At 70.7% G+C, this 26,411-nt stretch carries 24 protein-coding genes; 12 read left to right on the top strand and 12 right to left on the bottom strand.

Features of this window, described 5'->3' with window-relative positions; all coding sequences use genetic code 11:
* Nucleotides 1–3: 3 nt before the first annotated feature.
* Nucleotides 4–1,821 (top strand): TniQ family protein, encoded by a 1,818-nt coding sequence (locus D3P35_RS19660; protein ID WP_118137025.1) that lies wholly within the window; start codon nt 4–6, stop codon nt 1,819–1,821.
* A gap of 697 nt (nt 1,822–2,518) precedes the next feature.
* Here the strand turns inward: D3P35_RS19660 and D3P35_RS19655 are convergent.
* The 5 genes from D3P35_RS19655 to D3P35_RS19635 all read right to left on the bottom strand — a co-directional run bounded on the left by D3P35_RS19655 (nt 2,519) and on the right by D3P35_RS19635 (nt 7,614).
* Nucleotides 2,519–3,244: a hypothetical protein gene (locus tag D3P35_RS19655; RefSeq protein WP_118137023.1), complete on the bottom strand. Its 726-nt coding sequence runs from the start codon at nt 3,242–3,244 to the stop codon at nt 2,519–2,521.
* Between the two features lie 81 nt (nt 3,245–3,325).
* Nucleotides 3,326–4,345 (bottom strand): MsnO8 family LLM class oxidoreductase, encoded by a 1,020-nt coding sequence (locus tag D3P35_RS19650; RefSeq protein ID WP_118137021.1) that lies wholly within the window; start codon nt 4,343–4,345, stop codon nt 3,326–3,328.
* 52 nt (nt 4,346–4,397) lie between these two features.
* Complete coding sequence (locus D3P35_RS19645) at nt 4,398–5,378, bottom strand: nuclear transport factor 2 family protein (RefSeq protein WP_118137019.1); 981 nt, start codon at nt 5,376–5,378, stop codon at nt 4,398–4,400.
* A gap of 3 nt (nt 5,379–5,381) precedes the next feature.
* Nucleotides 5,382–6,371, bottom strand: a complete 990-nt coding sequence (locus tag D3P35_RS19640; protein WP_118137017.1) for a TIGR03571 family LLM class oxidoreductase — start codon at nt 6,369–6,371, stop codon at nt 5,382–5,384.
* A 316-nt stretch (nt 6,372–6,687) separates the two neighbouring features.
* Nucleotides 6,688–7,614, bottom strand: a complete 927-nt coding sequence (locus D3P35_RS19635; RefSeq protein ID WP_118137015.1) for a LysR substrate-binding domain-containing protein — start codon at nt 7,612–7,614, stop codon at nt 6,688–6,690.
* Between the two features lie 173 nt (nt 7,615–7,787).
* On the opposite strand from D3P35_RS19635, the gene D3P35_RS19630 reads away from it, so the two are divergent.
* From D3P35_RS19630 to D3P35_RS19615, 4 genes are all read left to right on the top strand, one after another.
* Nucleotides 7,788–8,906 carry an alkene reductase gene (locus tag D3P35_RS19630; RefSeq protein WP_118137013.1) on the top strand — a complete coding sequence of 373 codons (1,119 nt, stop codon included), beginning with the start codon at nt 7,788–7,790 and terminating at the stop codon, nt 8,904–8,906.
* Entirely contained in the window at nt 8,899–9,363 is a 465-nt protein-coding gene (locus tag D3P35_RS19625) for a nuclear transport factor 2 family protein (RefSeq protein ID WP_118137011.1), read from the top strand. Before D3P35_RS19630 ends, D3P35_RS19625 begins: the two co-directional genes overlap by 8 nt.
* 556 nt (nt 9,364–9,919) lie before the next feature.
* Complete coding sequence (locus tag D3P35_RS19620) at nt 9,920–10,309, top strand: ACT domain-containing protein (RefSeq protein ID WP_157982230.1); 390 nt, start codon at nt 9,920–9,922, stop codon at nt 10,307–10,309.
* A gap of 745 nt (nt 10,310–11,054) precedes the next feature.
* Complete coding sequence (locus tag D3P35_RS19615) at nt 11,055–12,248, top strand: MFS transporter (RefSeq protein ID WP_118137007.1); 1,194 nt, start codon at nt 11,055–11,057, stop codon at nt 12,246–12,248.
* 198 nt (nt 12,249–12,446) lie between these two features.
* Here the strand turns inward: D3P35_RS19615 and D3P35_RS19610 are convergent, their stop codons facing one another.
* A complete protein-coding gene (locus D3P35_RS19610; RefSeq protein WP_232830570.1) occupies nt 12,447–14,708 on the bottom strand; it encodes a heavy metal translocating P-type ATPase in 2,262 nt (753 codons plus the stop codon).
* Nucleotides 14,709–14,844: 136 nt separating this feature from the next.
* Between D3P35_RS19610 and D3P35_RS19605 the strand changes: the two genes are divergently transcribed.
* A complete protein-coding gene (locus D3P35_RS19605; protein ID WP_118137003.1) occupies nt 14,845–15,273 on the top strand; it encodes a helix-turn-helix domain-containing protein in 429 nt (142 codons plus the stop codon).
* A 221-nt stretch (nt 15,274–15,494) separates the two neighbouring features.
* Here D3P35_RS19605 and D3P35_RS19600 read toward each other — a convergent pair whose 3' ends face one another.
* Entirely contained in the window at nt 15,495–16,406 is a 912-nt protein-coding gene (locus D3P35_RS19600) for a LysR family transcriptional regulator (RefSeq protein ID WP_232830569.1), read from the bottom strand.
* 257 nt (nt 16,407–16,663) lie between these two features.
* On the opposite strand from D3P35_RS19600, the gene D3P35_RS19595 reads away from it, so the two are divergent.
* Nucleotides 16,664–16,873: a 4-oxalocrotonate tautomerase family protein gene (locus D3P35_RS19595; RefSeq protein ID WP_118136999.1), complete on the top strand. Its 210-nt coding sequence runs from the start codon at nt 16,664–16,666 to the stop codon at nt 16,871–16,873.
* A gap of 249 nt (nt 16,874–17,122) precedes the next feature.
* Here the strand turns inward: D3P35_RS19595 and D3P35_RS19590 are convergent, their stop codons facing one another.
* On the bottom strand, nt 17,123–18,118 hold the full coding sequence (locus D3P35_RS19590; RefSeq protein ID WP_118136997.1) for a dienelactone hydrolase: 996 nt from the start codon (nt 18,116–18,118) through the stop codon (nt 17,123–17,125).
* A gap of 480 nt (nt 18,119–18,598) precedes the next feature.
* On the opposite strand from D3P35_RS19590, the gene D3P35_RS19585 reads away from it, so the two are divergent.
* On the top strand, nt 18,599–19,519 hold the full coding sequence (locus D3P35_RS19585; RefSeq protein ID WP_118136995.1) for an AraC family transcriptional regulator: 921 nt from the start codon (nt 18,599–18,601) through the stop codon (nt 19,517–19,519).
* Nucleotides 19,520–19,577: 58 nt separating this feature from the next.
* On the opposite strand, the gene D3P35_RS19580 is transcribed toward D3P35_RS19585, so the two are convergent.
* On the bottom strand, nt 19,578–19,898 hold the full coding sequence (locus tag D3P35_RS19580) for a DoxX family protein (protein ID WP_118136993.1): 321 nt from the start codon (nt 19,896–19,898) through the stop codon (nt 19,578–19,580).
* A 150-nt stretch (nt 19,899–20,048) separates the two neighbouring features.
* The gene (locus tag D3P35_RS19575) at nt 20,049–20,657 is read right to left on the bottom strand and encodes a TetR/AcrR family transcriptional regulator (protein ID WP_118136991.1); all 609 of its coding nucleotides are present in this window, start codon (nt 20,655–20,657) and stop codon (nt 20,049–20,051) included.
* Nucleotides 20,658–20,769: 112 nt separating this feature from the next.
* Here D3P35_RS19575 and D3P35_RS19570 point away from each other — a divergent pair, with 112 nt between their 5' ends.
* The 3 genes from D3P35_RS19570 to D3P35_RS19560 are packed head-to-tail and all read left to right on the top strand — an operon-like array spanning nt 20,770 to nt 23,659.
* Entirely contained in the window at nt 20,770–22,317 is a 1,548-nt protein-coding gene (locus D3P35_RS19570; RefSeq protein WP_118136989.1) for an MFS transporter, read from the top strand.
* 17 nt (nt 22,318–22,334) lie between these two features.
* A complete protein-coding gene (locus D3P35_RS19565) occupies nt 22,335–23,336 on the top strand; it encodes an HlyD family secretion protein (RefSeq protein ID WP_118136987.1) in 1,002 nt (333 codons plus the stop codon).
* Nucleotides 23,333–23,659, top strand: coding sequence for a DUF190 domain-containing protein (locus D3P35_RS19560; protein WP_118136985.1), 327 nt, complete (start codon nt 23,333–23,335; stop codon nt 23,657–23,659). Before D3P35_RS19565 ends, D3P35_RS19560 begins: the two co-directional genes overlap by 4 nt.
* A 43-nt stretch (nt 23,660–23,702) precedes the next feature.
* Here D3P35_RS19560 and D3P35_RS19555 read toward each other — a convergent pair whose 3' ends face one another.
* Nucleotides 23,703–24,272 carry a TetR/AcrR family transcriptional regulator gene (locus D3P35_RS19555; RefSeq protein ID WP_118136982.1) on the bottom strand — a complete coding sequence of 190 codons (570 nt, stop codon included), beginning with the start codon at nt 24,270–24,272 and terminating at the stop codon, nt 23,703–23,705.
* A gap of 180 nt (nt 24,273–24,452) precedes the next feature.
* On the opposite strand from D3P35_RS19555, the gene D3P35_RS19550 reads away from it, so the two are divergent.
* The gene (locus tag D3P35_RS19550; RefSeq protein WP_118136980.1) at nt 24,453–25,463 is read left to right on the top strand and encodes an NAD(P)-dependent oxidoreductase; all 1,011 of its coding nucleotides are present in this window, start codon (nt 24,453–24,455) and stop codon (nt 25,461–25,463) included.
* Here the strand turns inward: D3P35_RS19550 and D3P35_RS19545 are convergent.
* Complete coding sequence (locus D3P35_RS19545; RefSeq protein ID WP_232830568.1) at nt 25,406–26,086, bottom strand: exonuclease domain-containing protein; 681 nt, start codon at nt 26,084–26,086, stop codon at nt 25,406–25,408. The genes D3P35_RS19550 and D3P35_RS19545 overlap by 58 nt on opposite strands.
* Nucleotides 26,087–26,411 lie beyond the last annotated feature (325 nt).

Below are 26,411 nucleotides of genomic sequence, written 5' to 3'. Positions count from 1 at the left end.
GTCATGGCAATGCTTTTCCCCCGCTTGCCGTTTCATCCGGATGAAACTCCGCTCTCCTGGGCCGCGCGTAGCGCGGCCTTTCACACGGGTGGGCGCCTTGTGCCGTTTTTGAACGACCTTGGCATCGACCTCTGGTCCTTGAAGCGTGGCGAAGAGTGTGCGCTTGCGCGGCTGTGTTCGATCTCCGGGCAGGAGCGCGCACCAGTCGCGCATAACGCTGTGACAGCGCTCGGTGATCGGCAATATGCCCTCCGCGGTGAGCGCTTCGCTGCGGAGTTCCTGACTGGGCCCGTCACCCGCTTCTGCCCTTCCTGCCTGGCCGAGGATGCCGCGGGTGCTGCGCGCCCCGCCACCAAGTGGCGGCACCGTTTGATCTGGTCCCTGTCCGTGGTCAGGGTCTGTCCCGTGCATCAGATCCCGTTGCTCAGCCACCGCGGCGGGAAATGGGACGACGGTGCGCATGAACTTCAGGCGTTGCCTTGGGAGAAAGATGCGCTGGCGGTCGGACCTAAGGCCTCGCTGCGGCCTTCGCCATTGCAGGACTATGTTGTCGCCAGGCTGGCGGGCGCCTCTGGCCCCGCATGGCTTGATGGCCAAGGGATCGAGCAGGCCGTCCGTGCCACCGAAATGCTGGGTGCGGTCATCGCGTTCGGCTCTGGGCAGAAGGCTTCCAACATGACCGAAAGCATGTGGGATGACGCCGGCCGCGCGGGGTGGCCGGTGATGAGCGAGGGGGAGGCGGCGATCCGTACCACCTTTATGGATCTGTTGAAGCGTTCCGAGGCCAATCGCGGCTCCATGCATCCCAAGACTGCTTATGGCATGCTCTATGCTTGGATGTCCGCATCGCGGCTGACCAAGGATCCCGGGGCCATCCGCCCTCTTCTGCGGGAGCACATCCTCGACACGGTGCCCCTGACGAAAGGGCAGATCCTCTTGGGCAGCCCTGTTGAGGCCCCCCGTGTCAGCAGTGTGGCCAAGATCGCGGCTGGAGAACTCGTACATCCGAAGACGCTCCGGAACCTGCTCGCCGACCAAGGGGCCATTTCCGCCTCTGACCGGGAGGCCTCGTGCGGTCATATCTTCCTGCGCTATGACGACGCGCGCCCGTCCATTCGGATGCTGAAGCATGCTGTGCCGGTCAGTCGCCTGCCGGAGTTGCTGGGGGCGTCCCGCCCCATGGTGGCAGCGCTTCTTGAAATCGGTGCGCTCACGCGGCTGACGGGAGTCGAGGCGACTTCCAGCAAAATGAGCAAGGCAGTAGATGGGCTGGAAATGGCGGCTTTCCTTGAGGGGATGCAGGTGCGCCTTCCCGAAGTCGCGGAGAAGCCGACGACCATGGTGACGCTCGCCAAGGCTGCAGAGAAGGGGAGGGTGAAGATGTCCGTCATTCTATCGATGTTGCTGCAGGGGCGCTTGCTGCGTGCATGCCGTTTGGCCGGTGCTGCTGGCCTGGCGGCCGTTCTCGTGGACCCTCAGGAGATCAAGTCGAAGCTTGCGCTTCCCCGTCCCGGGATGAGCGGGGAGTTGGCGCTCATCATTCTCGGGTTCGATCCCTCCCGAGGCCGTCGCGTGTTCTGCCATCCCGAAGCGGCACCGCTGATCGCATCCGAGCCTTACGGCGAGGACGTCTGGGTTTCGCCCGCGGCGCTCGAGAACTTCCGGCAGAAATACGTGACCAAGAAGAGGCTGCCCTTGATCATGGGTGCGCGACCGCTCGCCATTGAGAAGTTGCTTCGGGAGCGCGGGGTCATGCCGATCTGGGACCCAAGGGAGTTCGGTGCTGCCATCTATGAGAAGGCAGACCTGCCCATGGTTTGATCCGGACGCCGACGACTTTGAATTGGATGCCGCCGAAAGGCGGCATTTTTCTTGGAAAATCGATGGACATTAATCCTGTGCCAAAAGGTCAAACTGGCCGCCGCCGGTGCGGAGGGGATTTCTTGCAGTGATTTAATTCAATGACTTACGGGTATGTCGAGTGACCCCAATGGCGTTTTTTAGGTGGGTCCTACATCGGGGAAAGCGGATGCCTGCGCAGACGGAAGCACAAGTTTGCGCAAGGGGTGCAAGGGTGAAGTGTATCGCCTGGTACACCTGGGCTGCTCTCTGAAAGACGGTGACAAAGGCGCCGGGGCTGATGCTCCGGCGCCTTTCGCGTATGGCAAGGATCCGCGGTTCGTGGCATGGGCCCACGGATCCGGCGGAGTGCCGTTGCGCTCTCCCTGTATGAGCCTGAGCATGGCGCAGTGGGGCTTGGCCTGCGGTGGTGAGGCCCTGGATACGAGGTTGCTTGGAAGCGGTGGGAACTCCGATGAAGACCATGAACCCGACGCAAGCTGTCGTCATGATCCTCAGCCGGTATCAGCGTCGGAGAAATTGTTGTGTGCCCGTCACAGCAACGGATGCCTGCGCCGACGCCATTGCTCGCGTCTGGCAGAAGTTTGCTTTTCGCCGTCGCAGGGCGCCATCAAGCCCCAAGTCCCTGATGCGCAGACACCCGCCGGTCAGGGCAGGATTACGCCAGCGACTGGTGCTGCGAGGTCCGCTCTGCCTGAATGATGCGGGACAGCGCAGGCAGCGGCCCCGAAACATCATCCTCGAGTTCCAGCATCAGGTGACAACCGCCTGCCGCGTCTGTGCCGACGGCGCTCAGCAGGGCGTGGTAGCGCGGGCTGCCTTCGGGGACGTTGGCCCGCACCTGCAGTTGCGATGTCGACGCACCGAGCGTCTCACGCAGGCGCGCATCGCTGCCCGGCAGTTCGGCCAGCGCGGCATGGGCCAGGGCGAGCACGCGGTTCGCGGCCCATGACGGCGCAAAATTCGCCTGCGTGTCGGGCAGGATCGGTGTCTTGTCGAGCGCGAGAAAACGTGTGCCCCCGGGCCCATGCGACAGCTCGGTCTCGTAGCGGATGATGGCGCCCTGAACGCCTTCGGGGCGTACCGCCTGATAGGCGACAAGCATGTTCAATCGTGACTGCCTCCGCGGGGCAGATTCGAATGTCGCGTGCAGGATGTGATGCGAGCTGCGCTCCCCCGGTACGGTGGAGAACCAGGCGGCAAGGCTGTCGCGGTCATCGGCGAACAGGCGGCGGCCCTGGTGGCCGCTCAGCCTGACCTGCGGGTCGAAGATCTCGAGATGCCGCTCAAGGTCACCGCCCGGTGCCTCGAAGAAGGCGAACCAGCGGTGTGCGAGGTGCAGCGCGTCGTGCTGCGCGCGCAGCCGATCGGAGGAGGATGTCATGCCGGGTCTTTTGAGATGGAGACTGTCCCGGCCAGCGCCTGGCCGGGACATGTGTCATGAAGGGTGTGCCGTTCCCAAGGGTCAGGCAGACAGCGCCTGCGGGGTGCCCGCCAGCGCCTGCGCAAGGCTGGTCAGGGCCTTCTGCCGCGCGGCTTCGCCCGGCATCATCAGGTTCACCATGACCTCGTCGGTCCCATAGGCCCGGCCCAGCTCCTGCAGCTGCGATGCGACGCTGTCTGCCGTGCCGCAGACCAGGCGGCCCTCGTTGCGCTGCCGCACCATCTGCTCCTGGATGCTCCAGGCGTGGTTGCGCGTGGTCTCGAGCGACGGCAGCCGGTCGAAGGGCTGCGCGCTTTCGGCATGCGACAGCCACAGGTGGAAGGTGTCGGCGAATGCCTCGGCCTCGGCTTCGGTTTCGCCCACGGCGGCAAAGACCGCGACGACGACGGACGGCTTGTCTCCGAAGTCGGTGGGCTGGAAGGCCGCCCGGTAGGCCGCAGCCGCTTGGGCGCCCTGCGGGCCGGGGTTGATGAAATGCGCGAAAGTGAAGCCGAGCCCGGCCTGCGCCGCGACTTCCGCGGTGGAGCCCGAGGCCCCCAGTACGAAGGTCTGCGGGATGCGGGCCGTGCGCGGCAGGGCGCGCAGCCCGGCATGACGGCTCTGGGCGTGATGCTGCCCGCTCAGGAAGCCCAGCAGGTCGCCAAGCTTCCGGCCATAGGGCAGCTGCCCCGCCCTTTCTTCGTTGAGCGCGGCGTTGACCCGCTGATCGGCACCCGGCGCGCGCCCCAGCCCAAGGTCGATCCGGTCCGGGAACATGCCTTCCAGCAGCTGGAAGTTCCCGGCGATCTTGTAGCTGCTGTGGTTCGGCAGCAACACGCCGCCCGAGCCAAGGCGGATCGTCTCGGTCGCGGCGGCGGTGCGTGCCATCATCAGTTCGGGCGCGCTGCTGACCATGGCAGGCATGCCGTGGTGCTCGGAGAACCAGTAGCGATGCAGGCCGGCGGCCTCGGCGGCTTGTGCAAGGCGCAGCGAGGCGGCAAGCGCGTCCTGCGCCTCGAGGCCTTCGTCGACGGGAACGTAATCAAGGATGCTCAGTCGCATGGGATAGCCTTTTGACAAGAGTGGGTTGCCCGCGTCGCGCGGGACAGGCCGATCAGGCGGTGCTGTGGCCGATGTCGAATTCGGGGAGGCTGTCGGTGTCGAACCAGCCGGGGCGATAATCCGTCCAGCAGAAGCGCCACTGGCCATCCTCTTCGCGCCGGGCGCGCAGCTGGTAATGCGCGCCGTAAAGCGGCTTGCCCTGCGGGGTCAGCGGCTGCTCGGGCACGATCCGGCCGACAATGGCACGGGCGTGGCGGCCATCCGGTTCGGCCTCGACCCGGACGAGGTCGGCGAAATGTTGCATCCACGGCCAGTGGCGCCGGAAACTGCGCAGCTGTCCGATCACCGCATCGCGCCCTTCGTACTGGCCCATCGGGGCAAAACCGCCCGCGATGTCCGCAGTATAGCTGCCGATGAGCAGGTTGATGTCGCCCTGGTCGATGGCAAAGGAATAGCGGCTGTAAAGCTCGGATATCGCCTCGAAGAGATCGCTGGGGGGCGTGCCGATCGGCTGCAACGCCCAAGGGGAATGCAGTTCGCTGACCAGAACCGGCGGTGGGTCACCCACTTGCCAGCCTGCATCGCCGGGCGGCATCAGCCAGTGGGAGGCAAGCCGTTCCGCGCCACGCATCCAGCTGCCGGAGATCCGGACATGGCTCACCTGCCAGCCGTCTTCGGCGCGCGTCGCGCGCAGAACCACGGTCGCGCCGAAGAGCAGCGCCTGCCGGGCATCGCTGCGGTTGCGGAGCTGGCCGCAGGCATAGAAGCTGGCCACGCCCTCATCGCCGCGGGCTGCGGCGTAGCGGTTGCTGGTCCGGATGGCACAGGCGCCCTGCCGGCCATCCGCGGCAAGCGCGGCCCGGATATCCTGCGCGCCGCCAAGCTGCCCGTGAAGGTTGCTGTCGAGCCGGGCTTCGGGGGCCAGCCAGGAGGGCGCGCCCGAGCTTTCGCCGGACCAGAGGGCCGCAAGCTTGTCGATCAGCGCCAGCAGCGCCGCGCGGTCCTGCTCCGGACCTCGGGGTTCATGGGTCATGTGTCACCTTTCGCGGGAAGGACCGGCAAGCGCAGGCAGGATGTGCTCGCCCATTTCGTCGATGATGCGTTCGGCAGGGCGCCGCGACGGGCGCAGGTTGAACGCCACGTGTTTCACGCCCTGCGCGGCCTGCTGCTGCAACCGCGCCAGCAGGGCCTTGCGCCCGATGCGCAGCACGTTGTGTTCGCGCCGCGCCGGAGCATCGGGGTTGCGCTCGAGGTCGAGGAAGGTCGAATAGCCATAAGGCGGCGGGCGCCGCTTACCGGAGGCGGCCTTCAGATCGTTCAGGATCTTCGCGACCGATTTCGGGTCATCTACGGTCCAGATCCAGGCATCGGCGTTCTTCGCGATCCACGGCACCGTCTGCCCGGCGCGCCCGACCGCGATCATCGGCAGCCGGCCCTCTTGCGGTTTGGGCAGCAGGTCGAGGTCCCCCGACAGCGTCCCGAAGCCCCGGGTCCTGCCTCTCGGGAAGACCTCGTCCTGCAGTTTGCGGATCAGCCTGAACGCCTCACGGAACCGGTCGGCGCGCTTGTCGAAGCGGACGCCGAAGGCCGGGTACTCCGTCGGACGGTCGCCCGACGACAGCCCGAGGATGAAGCGGCCCTGCGTGAGCATGTCGATGGTGGCGGCCTGTTTCGCCACCGCGATCGGCTCGCGCAGCGGCAGCACGATGCCGGCGGTGCCGATGGTGATCGTCCGCGTCTGCGCGGCCAGAAACCCGGCGTAGACCAGTGGATCCATGATCTGCGCCGCGTCGCCGAACTTCGGATCGAAGAAGGGCACGTCGCGCAGCCAGATGCTGGCAAACCCCGCCTCTTCGGCGCGCCGCACGGCAGCGGCATGGCCCTCCAGCGTGGGCACAGGGCTTTCGGCATAGGCTTCGAGCGGCGTGATGAGGCCGACTGTCATGCCTTGGGTGCCGAAAACGGCATCGAGGGGATCGGCGCCGCGGTCCTCTTGCAGCGGATCGAAGCGGGTGTGTCCGGGCACGGGATCGGTCCTTGCTGGTCCTGGCGCGCTAAGGGTGTTTCGCCCCAAGGGGGGCGCTCGGGCCGTGGCGCGGGCGGGTCGGGTTTGGCCCGAGTGACGGTCTTGACTGAGAAGACCGCCCATCGGTGTTGCGTTGAGCCCGAACATATTCCCGCCCTCGGGATCCATAACCCCGAGGTTTTTCCGATCAGTCGATCCCTTGGTTCCACAATGGGAGGGCGCAGACCCCGCCTGATGCAGGCCCCGTCAGGTCAGGGATGGCCTGAACGAGGCTTTCGCTTCACAGCCGAGGCGCCCTTGCGCGAGGCGCAGCCTGTCAGAGCCAGTAGCCGGCCTCTTCCCTGGCCGCGTCGGCAACCAGCGCGTCGATCAGCGCGCGCTGGCCTGGCTTGAGGTAGCGCGAGCGTGGCCAGACCGCGTGGATCGGCATTTCGGCCCCCGAGACATCGTCCAGCACCGTGACCAGATCCCCTGTCGCCAGCGCGTCACTCACCAGCCATGTCGGCAGTTGCGACAGGCCGGCGCCTGCCAGCGTTGCCTCCAGTATGGCATCGCCGTCGCTGAATTCGTGCCGGGCGCGGATGGCTTGCGTGATGACGGCCCCGTCCGGCTGGCGCAGGAGCCACGAGGGCGGCACGCCATCCCGACGACTGCCGATGATGCAGTCATGCTCGGTCAGGGCCGCGGGAGTGGCCGGAGTGCCATGCGCGGCGAGGCAGGCGGGGCTGGCGCAGATGACCAGCCGCTGACGCCCCAGCCTGCGGGCCACCAGATCGGCATCGTCGCTCAGCGCGCCGATCCGCACGACGAGGTCCACCCCTTCATCGATCAGGTTCACCCGTCGCTCGGTAAAGCTGACGGCAAGGTCGAGCGCCGGGTGCTGTTCCGCCAGCCGGGTCAGCACCGGCATGACGTGGCGCCGCCCGAAGGCCGCCGGCAAATGGATGCTCAGCCGCCCCGACACCTGCCCGCTGCCCTCGGTGACCGAATGCTCGAGCCCCTGAACATCGCTCAGGATCCCGACCCAGCCATCGAAGTAACGCTGCCCCTCGGGCGTCAGCGACAGACGGCGGGTGGTCCGGTGCAACAGTTTCGTGCCGAGCCGCGCCTCGAGACGGCTGACGCTTTTGCCCACGGCGGAGCCGGTCAGCCCGAGGCGCGCGCCGGCCGCGGTGAAGGAGCCGTTGCGCATGGTCTCGATGAACTCGCGCACGCCGGAGAAGGGATCATCGTGCTCGGGCATTGCGGAACCTCGGGACGAAATGACTGGAACCGTGACCCTATTATATTCGGTGACAGGATCAATAGATTGGCGGTCAGAAAGGAAGGCCCCACGCCTCTGAACCGCCGCTGGCCATGAAACCGGGGCGCGACGGTCTTCCTGCCAACTGCTTGCATTCCTTCAAGGACTTACCCATGTCGCAACTCTTCTCGCCTTACGACCTCGCGGGGCTGCCCCTGCCGAACCGCACCGTCATGGCCCCGATGACCCGGTCCCGCGCCGTGACTGGCGCCCCTGACGCGCATACCGCGCTCTACTATGCGCAGCGCGCCAGCGCCGGGCTGCTGATCACCGAAGGCGCGCCGATCAGCCAGGAAGGCAACGGCTACCTCTACACCCCCGGCATCTACACCGACGAACACGAGGCCGCATGGGCCGGCGTCACCAAGGCGGTGCATGGTCGCGGCGGGCGCATCTTCGTCCAGCTGTGGCACGTGGGCCGGGTTTCGCACACGTCCCTGCAGCCGGGCGGTGCCGCGCCGGTCTCCGCCTCCGCGCAGCGTGGCGAAGGCGCGTTCTCCTTCGCCATCGGGCCGGACGGCGCGCCGGGGCAGCAGCCTGCTTCGACCCCGCGCGCCCTCGAGACCGAGGAGGTCGCCCGCGTGACCGCAGATTTCGTCGCGGCGTCAAGGCGCGCCATCCGGGCAGGTTTTGACGGGGTCGAGATCCACGGCGCCAACGGCTACCTCTTCGAGCAGTTCCTGAACGCCAGTTCCAACCAGCGCACCGACCAATATGGCGGCAGCATCGAGAACCGGATGCGCTTCCTGCTGGAAACCATCGATGCCGTCGCAGCCGAGATCGGCATGAACCGCGTGGGCGTGCGCATTTCGCCGTTCGGGCGGCTGTCGGGCATGCGGGGATACGAGAGCGAGGCCGACACCTGGCTTGCCGTGGCCGAGGCGCTCGAAGCCCGCCAGCCCGCCTATGTCCACCTCAGCGACCAGCTGACCATCGGCGGCGAGGCGATGCCCGCGGGCTTCCCCTCGCGGTTCTGCAAGACCTTCACTGGCACGCTGATCGCCGCAGGCGGCTTCACGCAGGAGACCGGCGAGCAGGCGCTGAAGGACGGCGCGCTGGACCTCATCGCCTTCGGCAAACCCTTCATCGCCAATCCCGACCTGGTGGAGCGGATGCAGAACGGCTGGCCGATCAACACGCCATCGCGCGAGGCGTTCTACGGCGGCAACGGCGCTGCCGGTTACACCGATTTCCCCACCTGGGACGAAGAGAAGGGCAAGACCGATGACTGACATCCGAGAGACCCGCATCGCCGCGATGCTCGACCGCGAAGACATCCGCGCCCTGCGCCTGCACTACAGCGCGCTGCTGGATGGCAACGCGGCTGACCGCATGGGCGAGGTGTTCACCGAGGACGCGGAGGTGGTCGTGACCGTCGGCGCCATGAAGGGCCTCGACGAGATCAGGACCAGCCTGCGCGATGCCTACCAGAGCTTCGACACCCGCAAGGCCGGGCATTTCCCCTTTGTGCATGCCATTGCCAACCACGAGATCACCCTGACCGGCCCGGACACGGCCACCGGCAGCTGTTACCTGCTCGATTTCGTGACCGATCGTCCCGGGGCGCAGCACCCCTTCTTGCTTTTGGGGCGCTACATCGACACTTACGCCCGGGTGAATGGGGAATGGCGGATCAAGCGCTCCGAGCTCGACGTGCTCTGGCCGAATGACGACGCCGCAGCGGCGTAAGGACAGCGCGCGCTTTCGGCGTGGGCGGAGCGCTGCCGCAAGGCAGCGCCACCGCGGCTGTGGCCCTTGTCGTCGCAAGACCCGTCATCGCTGGGGCCGACCTGCCGCCGCCCGCTGCAATGCTCCGGCCAGCAGACCACGCGACCAGGACACTGCGCCCAACAGGCTGCACCAAGGCGGGTCTCCGGAAACACGCAGCATGCCCGGCTGCTTGGCCCTCAGATCGGACTTGAGGCGAGAAGGCGGTGCTGCACGTTGCCATCAAGGACCGCTTTGGGGAAGCTGAGCCGCAACGGGGCCGAGTCCGACGAAGGTCAGCGAAGGGCCGGGGGCGACGGCCGCCGCTGCTTGCCAGGCGCGAGACCCGCTGCGTGGCCGCAGCTCCGGTTCGAGCCCATACTGCCGGATACTGCAGTTCACATTTTTGTTCGCTTGGCTTTGCCGAGGACATGATTTACCGATGAAAAACAATCATCTTGGAAGATGAAGCTCCCCGATGAGCAATATCTGCAAACAGGGGAATGTCCTTCTTCAGTAAACCTGAGGAGGGGCTATCTTGAGCCGAACCCTGAAAATTCGTTTTATCCCGGGGCGCTATGCAATCGCCCGTCTAGCGGTGAACGCCACTCTTCCCGCCTGGCTGAACGGCCCCGGCTTCAGAGCCGTCATACACTCCGACGACGAGACAACTCTGGTCTGCCTTGAGGATCGCGTTCCTCAGGGCGTGGAGGCTGATACGGGCTGGGCGTGCCTGCGCACCATTGGCCCTTTCCCGTTTGATGCGTCGGGTATCGTGCGCGCGCTCATTGACCCCATTTCCGCCAACGGGATCGGCGTTTTTGTCGTCTGCACCTTCGATGGGGAACATGTGCTCATTCCCTCACCAGAGGTCGAGCACGCGACGCGTTTTCTTGAGGCCGCCGGTCATGTGGTCGAGAGCAGGTGACCGAGATGGGTCATACGGTTGCCATTCGGATGGACGCCGACAATCGCGGCGGACCGGAATGACGTTTTCTCCTGCGCCGCCGCATCGCGCGCCGACGACATATTTCAACACCTTCCTACCGGGAATAGCCGGGTCGGCGCGGGATGGCGCCAGCCGTGAAGAGCTCGAACTCGCTATCGGAATTGCCATGAAGAACTGGCCGGACCAGCTCAGACACCCGAGCGGGCGAACATGATCGGGACGATGCGGCGCGGCAGCACCTCGTCCGGGTCAGGCAACTCGTGACCCGGGGCTTCGGCGGAGGTCATGCCGACGTCGCGCATGCCCCGGGAACGCGGGAGACCCCGCTCTGCGACACTCCCCTGACCGGGCCGCCCGCGGTGTCGATGGGCGGACCCGCCTGCGCCCGGGCCACGCGGGGCAGGGCCATCGCCGCGAGCGCGGCAGGGACGGTGCAGCGCGATGGGCCGCGGGAGGACGCGAAGATCGTCAGGATCGATCTCCTGTCGATGGGCATCCCGGCACTCGGAGCCGTGACGTAACGGCTCAGGGCTCAGGGCTCAGGGCTCAGGGCTCAGGGCTCAGGGCTCAGGGCTCAGGGCTCAGGGCTCAGGGCTCAGCATTGATGCAGGACAGGCATAGGGCAATGGAGAATCGAGGCCATTATCGGCGCGGGCGGCCTCGTGTAGTCAGGCGCCCGACGGGTCGATGAGCCGACCCGGCCAGGACTTCACAGGACAGCTCGATGACCATGACCTCTCACGCGCAGGCCAGCCGGACGCGGCTGGCCCTGCCGGCGCTTGCGCTTGGCAGCTTCACCATCTCGACCTCGGAATTCGCCAGCATGGGGCTCCTGCCGCTCTTCGCCGGCGAGCTGGGCCTGGACGTTCCCCACGCCACCCATGCCATCACCGCCTATGCCCTCGGCGTGGTGGTGGGCGCACCGCTCCTCACCCTTGCCGCCGCCCGGATGGACAGGCGCATGCTGCTGATCGCGCTCATGCTGCTGGCCGCCGTCGCGAATGTCGCTTCCGCCCTGGCTCCCGACCTCGGGCTGCTGGTTCTCGGCCGCTTTCTCAGCGGACTGCCGCAGGGGGCGTATTTCGGCGCCGCCGCGGTGGTCGCGACGCGCATCGTCGGGTCCGGGCGCAGCGGCAGCGCCGTGGCGGTGGTCATGGGCGGCATCACCCTGGCCACGGTGATCGGCGCGCCCGCCGGCACCTGGATCGGGCAAGAGGCCGGCTGGCGCCTGGCCTACGCGCTGATCGGTGCGCTGTCGCTCCTGTCGCTGGTCGCGCTCGGCGCGGGCCTGCCGCGCCTGCCCGGGCTTGCGGGCGGATCGGTGAGGGGGGAGCTCGCGGCGCTGACGCGTGCGAACATCTGGATCATGATCGTCATCACCGCGCTGGCCATCGCCAGCACCTTCGGGGTCTACACCTTCGTCGGGCCGCTGGTGAGCGGGGTCGCGGGCATGGAGGACGGGATGGTGCCGCTGGCGCTGGTCCTGATCGGCCTCGGCATGGCGGTGGGCAACGTGATCGGCGGCCGGCTGGCCGACATCTGGACCTTCCGCGCCATCGGCCTGGGGTTTGGCGTCACCATGGCGGTGCTGGCGCTGATGGGGCTGCTGGCCGCCAACGGCCCCGCCCTGATGGTGCTGTTCTTCTGCATCGGCGTGGCGGTGATGATCGGCACGCCGTCCATCCCGGTGCGCATGATGCACATGGCCCCCGAGGCGCCGACGCTCATGGGTGCCCTGAACATGGCGGCCTTCAACGTGGCCAACGCCATCGGCGCGGCGGCGGGAGGCCTCACGATCGAGGCCGGACTGGGCCTGACCTCGCCCATCTGGGCCGGACTGGCGCTGACCGGGCTGGGGCTCGCGCTGTTTGCCGTTGCCTACCGCTACCTGAACGCGACCCGCGACGGCGCGGCCTGAAATCCCGCGCGGCGCCGGGTCCGCGCCCGGCGTTCGACAGTTCGCTTTCGGCAGTCGGCAATCGGGGCTCCGCCAACGTGCCGGCCCGAGCGGCCGGCGCCCCGCGCCGGGTCACGGCAGTGTGCGGCGCGGCGCCCTGGCCGGGCGGGCCGGCGGCGACGGCCGCACCTCAGCCGGCCTCGCCGCGCGCGCCTGCCTTCATGCCTCCGGGGAGGCGGGCGCCCCGGCCGCCGGCCGGCCCGCGGCCGCGCAGGGGCGGAAGCGCAGCAGGCGCAGGGCGTTCAGGGTCACCAGCACGGTGGCGCCGGTATCGGCGAGGATGGCGATCCACAGGCCCGTGAGCCCGAGCACCGTGGTGACGAGAAAGGCCGCCTTCAGCCCCAGCGCGATGGCGATGTTCTGCCGGATGTTCGCCATGGTGCCGCGGGCGAGGCGCAGCATGCCCGCCGCATCCGCGACCCGGTCGCGCAGGATGGCAGCATCGGCGGTCTCCAGCGCCACGTCGGTGCCCGAGCCCATGGCGACCCCGACATGGGCGGTGGCGAGCGCGGGGGCGTCGTTGATGCCGTCGCCCACCATCATCACCCGGGCGCCGGAGCGCAGGTCGCGGATCGCGGCGACCTTGTCTTCGGGCAGGAGCCCGGCACGGTGGTCGATGCCGAGCCCCTGCGCGATGGCCCGGGCGGTGCGCGCGTTGTCTCCGGTGAGCATGATCGAAGCGACCCCGAGCGCCCGGAGCTGCGCGACCGCCTCGCCCGCGTCGGCCCGCGGCGCGTCGCGCAGGGCGATGAGCCCCAGCGGCTCGTGCGCGCGCAGCACGACCACCACCGTCTTGCCCTCGGCTTCCAGCCCCGCCACCCGGCTGCGGATTTCCCCGGTGAGTGCCGCACGCGCCTCCGCCAGCCGCGGCGACCCGACACAGACCGGCACGCCGCCCAGCAGGGCCTCGGCGCCCCTGCCGGGAAGCGCCCGCGCCCCGGTGACCGGGGCCGCGGACAGGCCGCGCCTCCCGGCCTCCGCGCGGATCGCCAGGCCGAGCGGATGGCTCGCGCCGCTCTCGACCCCCGCGGCAACGGCCATCACGTCGGCCTCGCTGCCCCCGAGCGCCACCACGTCGGTGACCCGGGGCCTGCCCTGCGTGAGCGTGCCGGTCTTGTCGAAGGCGACATGGGTGACCCCCGCGGCCGCCTCGATCACCCGCCCGCCCTTGATCAGCAGCCCGCTCCGCGCCCCGGTGGACAGCGCCGAGGCGATGGAGGCGGGAACCGAGATCACCAGCGCGCAGGGACAGCCGATCAGCAACAGCGCCAGCGCGCGGTAGCCCCACTCTCCCCAGGCGAGGCCGAGCGTGAGCGGCGGCACGAGGGCCACCAGCAGCGCCGCCCCGACGACCGCGGGCATGTAGAAGCGGCTGAACCGGTCGATGAACCGCTCCGTCGGCGCCCGGGCGCTCTCGGCCTCGGCCACGAGCCGCACGATGCGCGAGATCGTGTTGTCCGCCGCCGTCTTCGTGACCCGGACGCGCAGCAGCGCCTCGGCGTTGATCGACCCCGCGAACACCTGCGCCCCGGGCTCCTTGAGGGCGGGCAGGCTCTCTCCGGTCACCGGGCTCTCGTCGACCCCGGAGATGCCCTCGATGACCTCGCCGTCGCAGGGCACGCGGTCGCCGGGGCGCACCTGCACGACCTGGCCCGGCGCGAGGCTGTCGGCCGCGACCTGGCGGGTGTGCCGGCCGACCTCCAGCAGCGCCGTCCCCGGCACCAGGTCGCGGAGCGCGCGGATGCCGTCCCGCGCCTTTCCGGCCGACAGGCCCTCGAGCAGTTCCCCGACCGCGAAGAGGAAGACGACGAGGGCGGCTTCTTCCGGCGCGCCGATCACCAGCGCCCCGAGGGTCGCGATGGTCATCAGCATCTCGATGGTGAAGGGCATGCCCGCCCTTGCCGTCGCCAGCGCCCGGCGCGCCACGGGGAACAGGCCGATCAGCGTCGCCGGCACGAAGGCCTGGTGGGCGATGTCTGCCGGCAACACCAGTTGCGCGGCCCAGGCCGCGGCGAGCAGGAGGCCGGCGGCGATCACCAGCCGACCCTTCGGGTTGCGATACCATGGCCGGCGCGGCGCGGCCGCCGGCGGGGCATCCTGCCGCGGCACGGCCTCCGCCGCGGGCGGGGCCGAGGCGCCGGGGGCCGCGCCCTCCGGCATCACGAAGCCCTTCCTCGGGCGTTCCGGGGGCGCACCCTCGGGCGCTATGCCGAAGCCGATCCCGCGTACGGCCTTCTCGACGCTCTCGGGCGAGGTTCGCGACACATCCAGCGTCAGCCTCAGCCGTTCGGCCATCAGCGCCACGTCCACGTTCCCGACGCCCGGCAGGCGCTCGACCGCGCCGCGGACCTTGGCGGCACAGGCGCCGCAATCCATCCCCGTCACGCGCCACTCGCGCGCTGGCCCGTTCCCAATCGACATCCTGCCGCTCCGTTGCGATTCGCGATCGGACACCGGTATAAGAGCTACAGCCACTGAAGGTTCAAGCCGCCTCATCGGGACCGGCCGGGGGGCCGTGGCCGGGCTGACAAGCACATCCGGGCAGGAGGAGAGGCCGATGCTCACGATCGGAACCATGGCACGGCGCACCAGGACGAAGGTGCAGACGATCCGCTACTACGAGCAGATCGGGCTGATGCCCGAACCGGGCCGGACGGAGGGAGGTCAGCGCCGCTACGGCGATGCCGAGCTCGACCGGCTGGCCTTCATCCGCCATTCCCGCGAGCTCGGCTTTCCGCTGGAGGCGATACGCGAGCTGCTCGCGCTCTCCGACACGCCCGAGACCTCCTGCGCGCAGGTCGACGCGGTGGCCCGGCGGCACCTGAAGGAGGTGGAGGCGCGCATTGCCCGGCTGCAATCGCTGGAGGCGGAGCTCCGGCGGATGATCGGGGAGTGCCGCAACGACCGTGTCTCGGACTGCCGCATCCTGGAGGTGCTCCGCGATCACGAGGAGTGCCTGTCGGACCACCGGACCCCCGAGCTCTGAACGCCCCGCGCAGGCAGCCCGCGCCGCGGGCGCGGCCTTGCGCGTGAGACGCCAAAGGGGGGCGCAACCCGGGCATGGGCCTCCGGCGTGGCCCGCTCATGGGGCGGGGCTCCGGCCGGTGCCCGGCGTCGCGGCGGCAGCGGGGCCGCCACGGTATCGCGGGCGATGTGCCGCCGGGCCGCCCCCGGTCCGGGCATCCGCGGAGCCCCTTCGGACGGTCTTCAGGCGCTTGCGGCTCCGGCGAAGATGTCCCTGACCCAGTCGAGGAACACCGCCAGCCGCCGCGACACGGTGCGGCCGCCCGCGTGGATCGCGTTGAGCGGCAGCGGCTCGGGCGGCGTCTCCGCCAGCACTTCGACGAGCCCGCCGGAGGCCAGGTCGGCCTCGAACCGGTACCGCGGCGCCTGGATCAGCCCCAGGCCCTGCCGGGCCAGCGCGGCGGCGGTGTCGGAATTATCGGTCGAGACCACGCAGGGCAGGTGGCGCAGGTGCACGGCGCCGCCGCGGGTGAACTCCAGCGGCATCACCTCGCCGGTGCGCGAGGACACGAAGCCCACCATGCAATGCCCGTCCAGGTCGTCGAAGCCGCGCGGCAGTCCTCGAGCTTCGAGGTAGGCCGGGCTTGCGCAGGTGATCTCCGGCAGTTCCCCCAGCCGTCGCATCCGCAGGCTGCTGTCCACGGGATGCCCGGCACGCAGGGCGCAATCGACCCCGTCCCGCACGAGGTCGACGAAGCGGTCCCCCTGCGAGAAGGACAGCGTGAGCCCCGGGTAGCGGGCGAGGAAGGCCGGAAGCCGCGGCACGAGGAAGGTCCGTGTCAGCAGCCCCGACGCGTCGATGCGCAGGTGGCCGCTCGGGCTCGACGACGAGAAGGCGCCGAAGCTGTCCTCGACCTCGGCGAGGATCGCCCGCGCCCGGCGGTAGAATTCCGCGCCTTCCGGGGTCGCCGCGACATGCCGCGTGGTGCGCGCGAGCAGGCGCACGCCGGTTTCCCGTTCGAGCAGATTGATGCTGTTGGTCGCCGTGGAGCGGGCGACACGCATCTCCCGCGCGGCGGCGGCAAAGCTGCCGCCCTCGACGATGCGGGTGAACAATTCGAGCCGGTCCAGCCTGTCCATCCGGTTTGTTAGCATCAGATGAATTATCATTTCAAGTTTGGTGCAATTGTTCGGGTCTGAGGTGGCTCCCAGATGTCGGGAGCAGACCGGAGACCAGCGATGACCCACCAGAACGAACCTGCCTGCGGCCCCGGCGCCTCGCGCGGCATCGCGCCCCGCCTGCCGAGAGTGCTGCCGGAACTGTCGACAGCATGGCCGGTCCCGCCGGCGCCTGCCGCCGCGAGCGGACGGGGCCAGCCGCTTTCACCCCGAACCCGAAAGGAAACCCCGCAATGCCCTTCGTGAACATCAAGACCCCGGAAGCCTCGCTGACCTCCGACCAGAAGGCCGAGATCGGCCACCGGGTCACGGAACTGCTCGTCGAGTACTTCACCGAAGCCGCACGGCCGCACACCATGGTGCTGATCGAGGAGGTCGCCGACGGCGGCTATTACCGCGCGGACGAGACCTTCGTCATTCCCGAGGCCTACCGCGCCGGATGAGCCCGGACGCCCCGCCGCCCGCGCGCGGCGAGGCGTCTGCAGCACCGTCCCTCACCGGACGGCCGATCCCGGCGGCCCCCGTGCGGCCGGGATCGCCGCAGGTGCTGGGGGCAGACCGGCGCACACCCGGCCTGTCCGCGGCGCCGCACCCCCGGGCACGGGCGCGGCGATATTCCCGGCGGAGTGACGCCGCAGCCGCCTGCCCGATGACGCCCGCCGGCCGGCCCGGCTCGCGCGGGCCGGCCGGCGTCAGCGGGCACTCCGGCGCCGGACATGCCGCGAGGCGGGGACGGGAGCATCCCGGCCCTCCCTTTCGACCAGCTGCCCGAGCCGGGCCGCGGCTCCGCCCAGGGCCGCGCGCCCCTTCGACCAGTCGTCGGGAGAGGCGGACAGCGTACGGCGCAGCCAGGCGAGCGTCAGGCGCCGGGTCGCCTCGAGCGCGTCGGGCACTTCCGCCTCGGTCTCCCTCGCGTCCCATCCGGCAATGCCGCCGAGCCCGTGCCCGACCCCGGAAATCGTGAGCAGGGCCTGCGCTCCGGGCGAATCGTGGAAGGCGTCGGCATGCCATTCCGGCCCCCGCGGGGTGAAATGCGGGTCGTCCTGCGCACCGCAGACAACGAGGGTCGGCCGGCGCATCTGCGCGAAGTCGACGTCGAAGAAGGGAAACCGCGCGGCGCTTTCCGGGGTGAGGTCGCTGCCGCCGCGCCCTGGCGTGGCCAGCAGCACGCCGGCCGAAATGCGCCGATCGGAGAAATCCTCGCCCCCGAGGGTCGCCCCCAGGAGCAGGCTGCAGGTAAGCCCGCCGAAGGAATGCCCCGCCACCGCCACCCGGCCATGGTCGAGCCGCCCGGCCACGGCCGGCGCCTGACGCCCGATCTCGTCCATGAGGTCGAGGATCGCGCGCATCTCCGCCACCCGCTCGCGCCAGTAGAAGGGCGCGCCGGGACCGTCCGGGCCAAGCCCGCCGACGCGGGAACTGGCATGGGTCGGCTGGATCACCGCGAGGCCGCGCTCGGCCCAGAACTGCGCGAGGGGCGCGTACCCGTCCCTCGACGGGATGTAGTTCGACGGACCGAAGCCGTGCGAGAGCAGCACCACCGGCAGATCGCCGCCGGCCGCGGGTGCGGTGAGGCGCAGCTCCAGCGGAGCCCGGTCCGGAAGCGGCAGCCGGATCGGCGCGTAGGCCACGCTCAGCGCGGGCTCGGGTGTCGGCAGGTGCCGGGCGAGGTCGATCAACCGGTTCATCGGGGCAACTCCATGAAAGGCCGCTCAGGCGCGGGCAAGGCAGGCGGAACGCGCCGGGCGCGCAGGTGGGGGGCGCCGGCGGTGAGATCTCGTTGAAGGCCTTCCACCGCCCCCGAACCCGCCGCGCGGCGCGACGGGGCCGGCAGCGGACACGGCCCGGGCCGGCCGGGCGGGCGGCGCCCGGCTCTTGACCACGGGGCCGGGCCGATGCGGCGCCCTCCCCGCGGGGCGGCCGTGGCCATGGGTGCCGCGATTTCCCCCGCCCGCGGCCGGTCGGGCGGCAGCCCGCGAAGCAGCGGGTGCGGGGCCGGCGTCCGCCTCCCCCGGGGGCGACGCCCCGGCCGGAGATCTTGTCCCCCGGTGCGCGGTACGCTCGACATGTCAGACCCTCCGGCGACGTCTGGCGGAGAGATAGACCGGCGGCGCCGGACATACTATTCACGCAAGTCCGAATTCCTTCATCATGCGTCCGACATTGCCATGCCCGATACTCCGACCGACCCGCTCGCCAGCGTCGTCGCGCTGCTCAGGCCCCGCCCGTCGATCGCGAAGCTCGTCGAGGCCGGCGGCCGCTGGCTGGTCGAGCGGAGCGGGCTGTCGAGCCCGTTCTACGCCGCGATCGTGGAGGGGCGCTGCCGCCTGACCCTCAACACCGGCCGGACCATCGATCTCACGGCGGGAGATTTCGTGCTGGTGCCCGACCTGCACGGCTTCACCATGTCCAGCGAGACCGCGCCGCCCCCGGGCGCCGCGCGCCTCCCGCTCGAGACCGGGCCGGGCCGCTTCCGCCTCGGGCCGGGCGGCGCGCCGATGGAGATGCGCGCGCTCGTCGGTCACTGCAGCTTCGCCGCCCGCGAACGCGCGCTGCTGCTCTCCCTCCTGCCCGAGATGATCCATCTCGCCGCGCATGACCGGCTGATGGCGCTGGTGCCCCTGCTGCACGAGGAAACCCTGTCCGACCGGCCCGCCCGGGGGATGATCCTCGAGCGCCTGCTCGAGCTCGTGCTGATCGAGGCCCTGCGCTCGGGCCCGGGCCCCGCCCAGGCGCCGGGCCTGCTGCGCGGGCTCTCCGACCCGCAGCTCGCCGCTGCCCTGCAGCGCATCCACGCCGACCCGGCGGCCGCGCTCTCCGTCGCCGGGCTTGCCCGCGAGGCCGGCATGTCGCGCTCCGCGTTCCACACCCGTTTCCAGGCCGCCCTCGGCCTGCCCCCGATGGCCTATGTCACGGCCTGGCGCATGGCCTTCGCCCGCGACCTGCTGCTGCGCGGCGGGCTGACCACCGCCGAGATCGCGCATCGGGTGGGCTATGGTTCGGCCGCGGCCTTCGGGATGGCCTTCCGGCGCCTGGAAGGCGTCTCCCCCGGGGCTGTCGCCGGAAAACACCGCGCGCGGGGCGGATGAGCGGAAGCGCCCGGGGCGGGCCGGAGGGGACCCGGCAGGGCAGGGCGGGCCGGCGCCCTCAGTCGTTGCCGATGGTGATGACGATGAGCGCGATGGCGGCGAGGACGGCGAGCGCGTGGCCCCATTCGCGGTCGTCGACCACGGTGTCGAGCGCGCCGGCCGCGAGGCAGCCGCCCAGAAGCGCGCCGAGCACCCGCGTGGCGGGAATGACGAGCAGCGCGGCCGATACCAGCTCCAGTGCCGCCACCAGATGGCGTGCCCGGTCCGGAAAGCCGCGGCGGCGGAAACACTCCCGCCGCCCGAGCAGGCCGGTGGCGTTCAGCGCCGCGCCGGCGAGAAAGGCAAGCGCCAGGAACCAGTTGAGCACGGGTGCGATCATTCCAGCCTCCGCTGCGCCGGGCCTGCGCCACGGAACAGGTGACGGGGCGCGGGGCGGGCTCCGCGCAGGGAAGGCGCCGCATCGCGCGCAGGCCGGCCGGCAGCCTGGCGCGGCACGGGCGGGCAGCACAAAGGCGCGCGGGCCGCGCGCTCAGCCACGACGGACCCCATGGAGGAACACCCGCACGGCATCGGCCGCCATCGTGTCTACCTCCGCCTCGGAGAGCGGGTCGCGCAGGCCGAGCACGGTCTCGTAGTAGACATCCGAGCGCACGAGGCCGAGGAACTGGTTGGCCGCCCGGGTGGCGTCGATCTCGCCGAGTTCGTCGCGCGCCCGCTCCAGCCGCCCGGCGAGCCAGGCCCGCGCCCGGCCGGGCCCGATGCGCATGTAGCTCTCCGCCAGCGCCGGCACCCGGAGCGCCTCGGCCACCACCAGCCGGTACATGCCCGCCGTGTCCGGGCGCAGGAACAGCCGCAGCAATTCGCGCGCGAAGCGCAACAGGCTCTCCTCGAGCGAGAGCGTCGGATCGTCGAGCCGCTCGGAGCCGAAGATGCGCTCGCTGTTCTCGCGGATGAGCGCCTCGCACAGGCCCTGCTTGCTGCCGAACAGCGCGTAGATCGTGCGCTTCGAGCCGCCGCTGCGCTCGATGATGGCGTCGATGCTGGTGGCCGCGAAACCGTGGCTGAAGAACAGCTCCGCCGCCGCGGCGAGGATCGCCTCCCGACGGGGATCCGCCGCGCTGTCATTCTCTGCCTGCATGGCTGCACCTCCCGAACGCTCTTGACTTGGTAATGCACATTACCATAGGAGTCCAGCGCCCGGTAACGCCCGTTACCACGCACCCTCTCTTCCCGTCCGGAGCGCGAGCCCCATGACCATTGCAGCAGTCTCCCACACGCCGGCACCGGCGGCGGGGCCGGTGTCGCCGCCGGCCCTGAACGCGCGCACCGTCGCGGCGCTGTCCGGCGTGCTCATCGCGGCGATGATGTCCGGGCTCACCAGCCGGGCCGGCAGCCTGGCGCTGGCCGATATCGAGGGGGCGCTCGGGCAGGGGGCCGACCCCGGCTCCTGGATCTCGTCCTGCTACACGGCGGGCGAGCTGATGGTGATGCCCTTCGCCGGCTGGTTCGCGGTGACCTTCACGGTGCGGCGCTTCTGCCTTGCCATGCTGGCGATCACCGCGGCCATATCGCTCGTGCTGCCCTTCGTGGTGAACCTGCCGCTGCTGCTGGTGCTGCGCGCGGCGGAGGGCATGTCGGCGGGGGCGCTCATCCCGCTGCTGATGATGATGGCGCTGCGCTTCCTGCCGCCGCCCATCCGGCTGCACGGGCTGGCGCTCTACGCCCTCACCGCCACCTTCACGCCCAATGTCGCCTACTGGGTGGTGGGCTACTGGACCGACGGCCTGTCCGACCTGCGCTGGATCTCCTGGCAGTTCCTGCCGGCCGCGGCGCTGTGCGGGCTGCTGGTGGGCTGGGGCCTGCCGGCGGAGCCGGTCAACTGGTCGCGGTTCCGCAACTTCAACGCGACGGGCTTCCTCGCCGGGGCGCCGGGGCTGTTTCTCATCGGTCTCGCCCTCGCGCAGGGCAACCGGCAGGACTGGTTCCATGCGCCGATGATAAGCCTGAGCCTGGTGGCGGGGGTGGCGCTGATCGCGGTCTACCTGCTCGCGGAATGGCAGCACCCCACGCCCTTCATCCGGCTCTCGCTGATGGCGCGGCGCAATCTCTGCGTGGGGTTCGTCATCTTCTTCCTGCTGCTGGTCACCCTCTCCTCGGGGGCCTCGCTGCCCGGCAGCTTTCTCGGCAGCGTGCAGGAATACCGCAGCCGGCAGATCGCGCCGCTGGGCCTGCTGATCGGGCTGCCGCAGCTGGTGCTCGGCTTCGCGGTGGCGCTGCTGCTCTATCGCAGGTGGGTCGATGCGCGCGTGGTGCTGGCGCTGGGGCTCGCGCTCATCGGCATGGCCTGCCTGCTCGCCTCGGGCCTCGACAGCTCGTGGACCTGGCGGCAGTTCGTGCCGGCCCAGCTGCTGCAGGCGCTCGGCCAGCCCATGGCCATCGTCTCGCTGCTCTTCGTCTCCACCTCGGTGGTGCAGCCCCAGGAGGGGCCCTACATCGCCGGCTTCGTGAACATGCTGCGCGCCATCGGCACGCTTGCCGGCGTGGCCGCCGTGGGGCGCTTCGAGACCCTGCGCGACCATTTCCACTCCCTCGTGCTCGTCGACCATGCCGCGGCAGTGGCCGCAACCCTTCCCCGCGGCTTCGACACCGCCCGCCTGGCCGAGGCCATCGGGGTCGAGGTCACCACCCTCACCACCGCGGACACCTACCTCGTGTTCGGCTGCCTCGCCCTTGCGATGGTGCCGCTGTGCGCGGCGCTCACCTTCATCCCGGCGCCCCTCGTGGACCGCCGGCACTGATCTTCCCCGGAGGTCCCATGCCGTCCCTCACCCTCAAACTCGCCCTCGCGGGCGCCGCGGTCCTCGTCGTGGCCGCCGGTGTCCGGCTCAACCGCCCCGAGTCCGCCGCCGACGTGCAGGAGACCGAGGATGCCTACCTGATCTCGGACTACACGAACGTGGCGCCGAGGGTGGCGGGCACCATCGCCTCCGTGCTGGTGCGGGAAAACCAGCGCGTGGAGGCCGGCGACCTGCTGGCCACCATCGACGACCGCGATCTCCGCCTCGCCGTGCGCTCGGCCGAGGCCGGGCTCGCCACGATCGGGTCGCAGATCGCGCAGCAGCAGGCGCTCATCCGCGAGGCCGAGGCGAGCCTGGAGGCGATCAGCGCCGATGTCTCCCTCGCCGAGAGCGATGCCGGGCGGGCGCGCAAGCTCGTCTCCCGCGCGATCTCGCAGCGCGCGCTCGACGAGGCGGAGACCGGGCTTGCCATCGCCACCGCGCGGCGCGACGGCGCCGCGGCCGCGCTGGAGGCGGCGCGCGGCCTGCTCAGGGTCTATGCCGGGCAGAAGGCCGCCACGGAGGCCGCCCTCGACACCGCGCGGCTGCAGCTGAGCTACGCACAGATCACGGCCCCGGTCTCGGGCACCATCGGCCAGCAGTCGCTGCGGGTGGGGCAGTATGTCTCCGTGGGCACAACGGCCATGGCGATCGTGCCGCTCGACAAGATCTACGTCACGGCGAACTTCCGCGAGACGCAGCTCGCCCGCGTGCGCGCCGGCCAGCCGGTCGAGCTCACGGTCGACGCGCTGCCCGCGCTGCACTTTGCCGGCAGGGTCGAGAGCATAGGGGCGGCCAGCAACGTCTCCTACAGCGCCATCGCCCCGGCCAACGCCACCGGAAATTTCACCAAGGTGGCCCAGCGGCTGCCGGTGCGCATCGCCCTCGCCCCCGGCCAGGAGGGGATGGAGCGCATGCGCGTGGGCATGTCCGTCGTGCCCCGCATCCACGTCGACGATCGGAAGGAACCGGTGCGATGAACCCCGACACGGAAACCGAGGGCGAGATCCTCACCTTCTGGACCCTGCAGGACCGCAGCCGCGAGGGCCGCCCGCTGGGCGAATGGCTCTTCGCCGAGCTGGAGCGGCTGGGGGTGGAGGGGGCCACACTCTCCGGCGGGCTCGTGGGGCGCAGCCGCACCGGGGCCGTGCATGCCGTGACGCTGCTCGACGTGGCCGAACAGCCGTTGCAGGTCTCGGTGGTCACCACCGCGACGGAGGCTGCGCGCGTGCTCGCTGCGCTTGCCGGGCGCGGGCTGAACCTGTTCTACAGCCGGGTGCCCGCGCGCTTCGGCACGCTGTGAGCGGCGCCGCGCGCCGATGGCCGCCGGCTGCGGCCGACGCGCCTCAGGCGGGCGGCCCGCCCAGCCAGGCGGTGATGAGCGAGGCCAGCTCCGCCGCCGCTTCCGCCTCGAGGAGCCGCCCCCGCACCATCGCGTCCGAAAGCGCCTCGGCGGCCCCGATCACCGCGATGCAGCGCCGGTCGAGCTCCGCCGCCGGCAGGGGCGAGAGCGGTGCCAGCGCCGCGGCGTAGAAGCGCGCGTATTCGTCGATCATCTCGCGCTGGTAGCGCTCCATCGCGGCATCGCCCTTCAGCGCGGCCCCGATGGCGTGCCACTCCGGCCCGACGCCGGCATGGCAGGCCATGTAGGCCGCCGAGACCAGCCCCGCCACCTCCTCCAGCGAGGCGGGCGCCCGCTCCAGCGCGCCGGCCAGCGCGCGCACCTGGCGGTCGTTGATTTCCTTGTAGAGCGCGATCATCAGGCCCGAGCGGGTGCCGAAATGGTTGTAGGTCACCGGCTTGCTCACGCCCGCCCGCTCGGCCAGCGCGCCGAGCGTCAGCGCGTCGGTGCCCCGCTCGCGCACCAGCGCGTGGGCGGTGTCCAGCAATTGCGCGCGCCGCGCCTCCTTCGTCATCCTCACGGCAATGCTCCTCGCCTTCCGGCCGTCTTCCGGCACCCGGGGGGGTTGATCCGCCGGGCATGCCCCATAAGTTACCCGTAGTAACTTACTGATGGTAGGTTACTCATGGTAATGGCCCGGGCGGCAGGATGCCAGCCCGGGCCGCCCGCAACACTCACGCGAAAGGCTTCCGCTATGACCACGACGACCCCCATTCTTCTCGTCGGCGGCGCCGGCAAGGCCGGGCGTTGGGCCGCGCGCATGTTGCGCGCCGCCCATCCCGGACAACCGCTGCTGATCGGTGGCCGCGACACGGGCCGCGCGCGCGCGCTCGCCGCCGAGCTGGGCCATGCCGAGGGCGTGGCGATCGACCTCGACGCGGAGGACCTCGGCCTCGGCACGCGGCCGGTCTCCGCCATCGGGCTGTTCTTCCGCGACGAGAAGATGGCCGTGCTGCGCCATGCGCTCGCCCGCGGCATTCCGAGCATCGGCATCTCCGCGGGCCTGCACGAGATCGGCGCCGAGGTGTCGACCGGCCTGCTCGGCCCCGGTGCCGCGCCGGTGGTGCTGGGCGCCGAGTGGCTGGTGGGTGCGACGACGGTGCCCGCCGTGGCGGCGGCGCAGCGCTTTGCCAGGGTCGATTCCCTGCGCATCGGCGCGCTGCTCGACGAGCAGGACGGCGGCGGCCCGGCAGCCGACCGCGACGTCGAGCGGCTGATCAGCTCCCGCCCGCCGGCGCTCACCCTCCGCGGCGGCGCCCATGCCTGGCTTTCGGGCGACGACCTCGCCACCCGCTTCCGCGCCCTCGATGGCACAGAGGTGGAGGCGGAGATCTTCTCGCCCTTCGACGTGCTGGTGCTGGCCAACCGCGTCCGCACGCCGGAGCTGCAGTTCCGCCTTGCCATCGGCGAGAGCTCGGCCCGCCGGCGCGGCGCGGCGCCCGCCACGGAGATCCATATCGAGATCGAGGGCGCGGATGCCTCCGGCGCCCCGCTGCGGGTGCACCGGGTGGTGGTCCACCCCGGCGGGCAGATGCCGCTCACCGGGCTCGGCACCGCGCTGGTGCTCGAGCGGCTGGCCGGGCTCACCGGCGACAGACCGGTGCCGGCCGGGCTGTGCTTCCCGTTCCAGCTGCTGGAGACGCAGGCCTATTTCGCGCGGCTCGCGGCGGCCGGCGGCGAGGTGATCGACCTCGCCCCGGCCTGAAGCCGGCCGAGCCGGCCAGCTCCCGTGCGGCCTGCCACGGCGCCGTAGGCGCCGAGGCGCTCGGCATGCAGCACCACCTCGGCCGCGGCGCGGGCGTCCTCGCCCGCGTCGTGATGCTCGAAGCGCAGCCCGAGGAAGCCGCGCAGCGAGGCGAGCCCGTGGCCGCCGTTGCCCTTCAGCTCCGGCCAGGCCCTGCGCGCGACGGAGACGCTGTTCTGCCACTCCCAGTCCGGCTCCGGCCGGCCCAGGACCGTGCAGGCGGCGCGGAGGGCGCTGCGGTCGAACCCCGAGTGCTGGTAGACCGTGAGGCCGCGCAGGGCCGGGCCGAGCAGGTCGAGCACCGCGCCGATGCCGGGGGCGCCGGCCACCGTATCCGGCCCGATGCCATGCAGCCCGGTGAAGGCCCAGCGGCCCGGCCCGGGGTCGACATAGCTCACCCAGCAGTCGATCTCGCCGTGGGGGCGCACGAAGGCGACGCCGACCTGGCAGATGCTCGCCCGGTCGTGGTTCGCGGTCTCCACGTCGAGCGCCACGAAGCGGAACGGGCCGGCGGGCAGCTCCGGGAGCCGCGCACGGCCGCCTGCGCGGAGCAGCGGAGGAAAGGGCTGGCGGGCATCGGGCATGGCGGGCGACCTCGGGCGGAAGGAGCGGGAGCGGGCAGGCTCCGGTAGCGGGCGAAGGCCCTGTCTCGCACAGCCGCGAGCCCGGGTGAAGCCCGCATGGCCTGCACGGCGGAAAGGACGGGAGAAGAACGGGGGAAGCACGGCCGGAAGCCGGCTCCGGCAGCGCCTCCGGATGTCGTCGCGCGCCCGAACCGACGGCCCTGCGCCCGGTCTCCCGCGCCCCCCCCCGGGGCACGCGCATCCGGGCCACGGGCGCGCGGTGCCCCGCCCGCCGGGCTGGTTGCCGCTCGGCTCGCCCCGACGAGGCGGCCCGGCGCGGGAGCGC

Origin of the sequence: Oceanicella sp. SM1341 (genome assembly GCF_003448965.1) — a bacterium.
GTDB lineage: Bacteria > Pseudomonadota > Alphaproteobacteria > Rhodobacterales > Rhodobacteraceae > Paroceanicella.
This window is presented reverse-complemented; position numbering and strand designations above follow the sequence as displayed.

What these genes read in the sequence shown, in the direction of transcription:
- D3P35_RS19655 (WP_118137023.1), bottom strand. Translation starts at nt 3,244, where the DNA reads ATGACATCCTCCTCCGATCGGCTGCGCGCGCAGCACGACGCGCTGCAC.
- D3P35_RS19610 (WP_232830570.1), bottom strand. Translation starts at nt 14,708, where the DNA reads ATGTCGATTGGGAACGGGCCAGCGCGCGAGTGGCGCGTGACGGGGATG.
- D3P35_RS19560 (WP_118136985.1), top strand. Translation starts at nt 23,333, where the DNA reads ATGAACCCCGACACGGAAACCGAGGGCGAGATCCTCACCTTCTGGACC.
- D3P35_RS19550 (WP_118136980.1), top strand. Translation starts at nt 24,453, where the DNA reads ATGACCACGACGACCCCCATTCTTCTCGTCGGCGGCGCCGGCAAGGCC.
- D3P35_RS19645 (WP_118137019.1), bottom strand. Translation starts at nt 5,378, where the DNA reads ATGACCCATGAACCCCGAGGTCCGGAGCAGGACCGCGCGGCGCTGCTG.
- D3P35_RS19575 (WP_118136991.1), bottom strand. Translation starts at nt 20,657, where the DNA reads ATGCAGGCAGAGAATGACAGCGCGGCGGATCCCCGTCGGGAGGCGATC.
- D3P35_RS19600 (WP_232830569.1), bottom strand. Translation starts at nt 16,406, where the DNA reads ATGCTAACAAACCGGATGGACAGGCTGGACCGGCTCGAATTGTTCACC.
- D3P35_RS19650 (WP_118137021.1), bottom strand. Translation starts at nt 4,345, where the DNA reads ATGCGACTGAGCATCCTTGATTACGTTCCCGTCGACGAAGGCCTCGAG.
- D3P35_RS19635 (WP_118137015.1), bottom strand. Translation starts at nt 7,614, where the DNA reads ATGCCCGAGCACGATGATCCCTTCTCCGGCGTGCGCGAGTTCATCGAG.
- D3P35_RS19590 (WP_118136997.1), bottom strand. Translation starts at nt 18,118, where the DNA reads ATGAACCGGTTGATCGACCTCGCCCGGCACCTGCCGACACCCGAGCCC.
- D3P35_RS19615 (WP_118137007.1), top strand. Translation starts at nt 11,055, where the DNA reads ATGACCATGACCTCTCACGCGCAGGCCAGCCGGACGCGGCTGGCCCTG.
- D3P35_RS19585 (WP_118136995.1), top strand. Translation starts at nt 18,599, where the DNA reads ATGCCCGATACTCCGACCGACCCGCTCGCCAGCGTCGTCGCGCTGCTC.
- D3P35_RS19570 (WP_118136989.1), top strand. Translation starts at nt 20,770, where the DNA reads ATGACCATTGCAGCAGTCTCCCACACGCCGGCACCGGCGGCGGGGCCG.
- D3P35_RS19565 (WP_118136987.1), top strand. Translation starts at nt 22,335, where the DNA reads ATGCCGTCCCTCACCCTCAAACTCGCCCTCGCGGGCGCCGCGGTCCTC.
- D3P35_RS19625 (WP_118137011.1), top strand. Translation starts at nt 8,899, where the DNA reads ATGACTGACATCCGAGAGACCCGCATCGCCGCGATGCTCGACCGCGAA.
- D3P35_RS19580 (WP_118136993.1), bottom strand. Translation starts at nt 19,898, where the DNA reads ATGATCGCACCCGTGCTCAACTGGTTCCTGGCGCTTGCCTTTCTCGCC.
- D3P35_RS19630 (WP_118137013.1), top strand. Translation starts at nt 7,788, where the DNA reads ATGTCGCAACTCTTCTCGCCTTACGACCTCGCGGGGCTGCCCCTGCCG.
- D3P35_RS19660 (WP_118137025.1), top strand. Translation starts at nt 4, where the DNA reads ATGGCAATGCTTTTCCCCCGCTTGCCGTTTCATCCGGATGAAACTCCG.
- D3P35_RS19555 (WP_118136982.1), bottom strand. Translation starts at nt 24,272, where the DNA reads ATGACGAAGGAGGCGCGGCGCGCGCAATTGCTGGACACCGCCCACGCG.
- D3P35_RS19545 (WP_232830568.1), bottom strand. Translation starts at nt 26,086, where the DNA reads ATGCCCGATGCCCGCCAGCCCTTTCCTCCGCTGCTCCGCGCAGGCGGC.
- D3P35_RS19595 (WP_118136999.1), top strand. Translation starts at nt 16,664, where the DNA reads ATGCCCTTCGTGAACATCAAGACCCCGGAAGCCTCGCTGACCTCCGAC.
- D3P35_RS19605 (WP_118137003.1), top strand. Translation starts at nt 14,845, where the DNA reads ATGCTCACGATCGGAACCATGGCACGGCGCACCAGGACGAAGGTGCAG.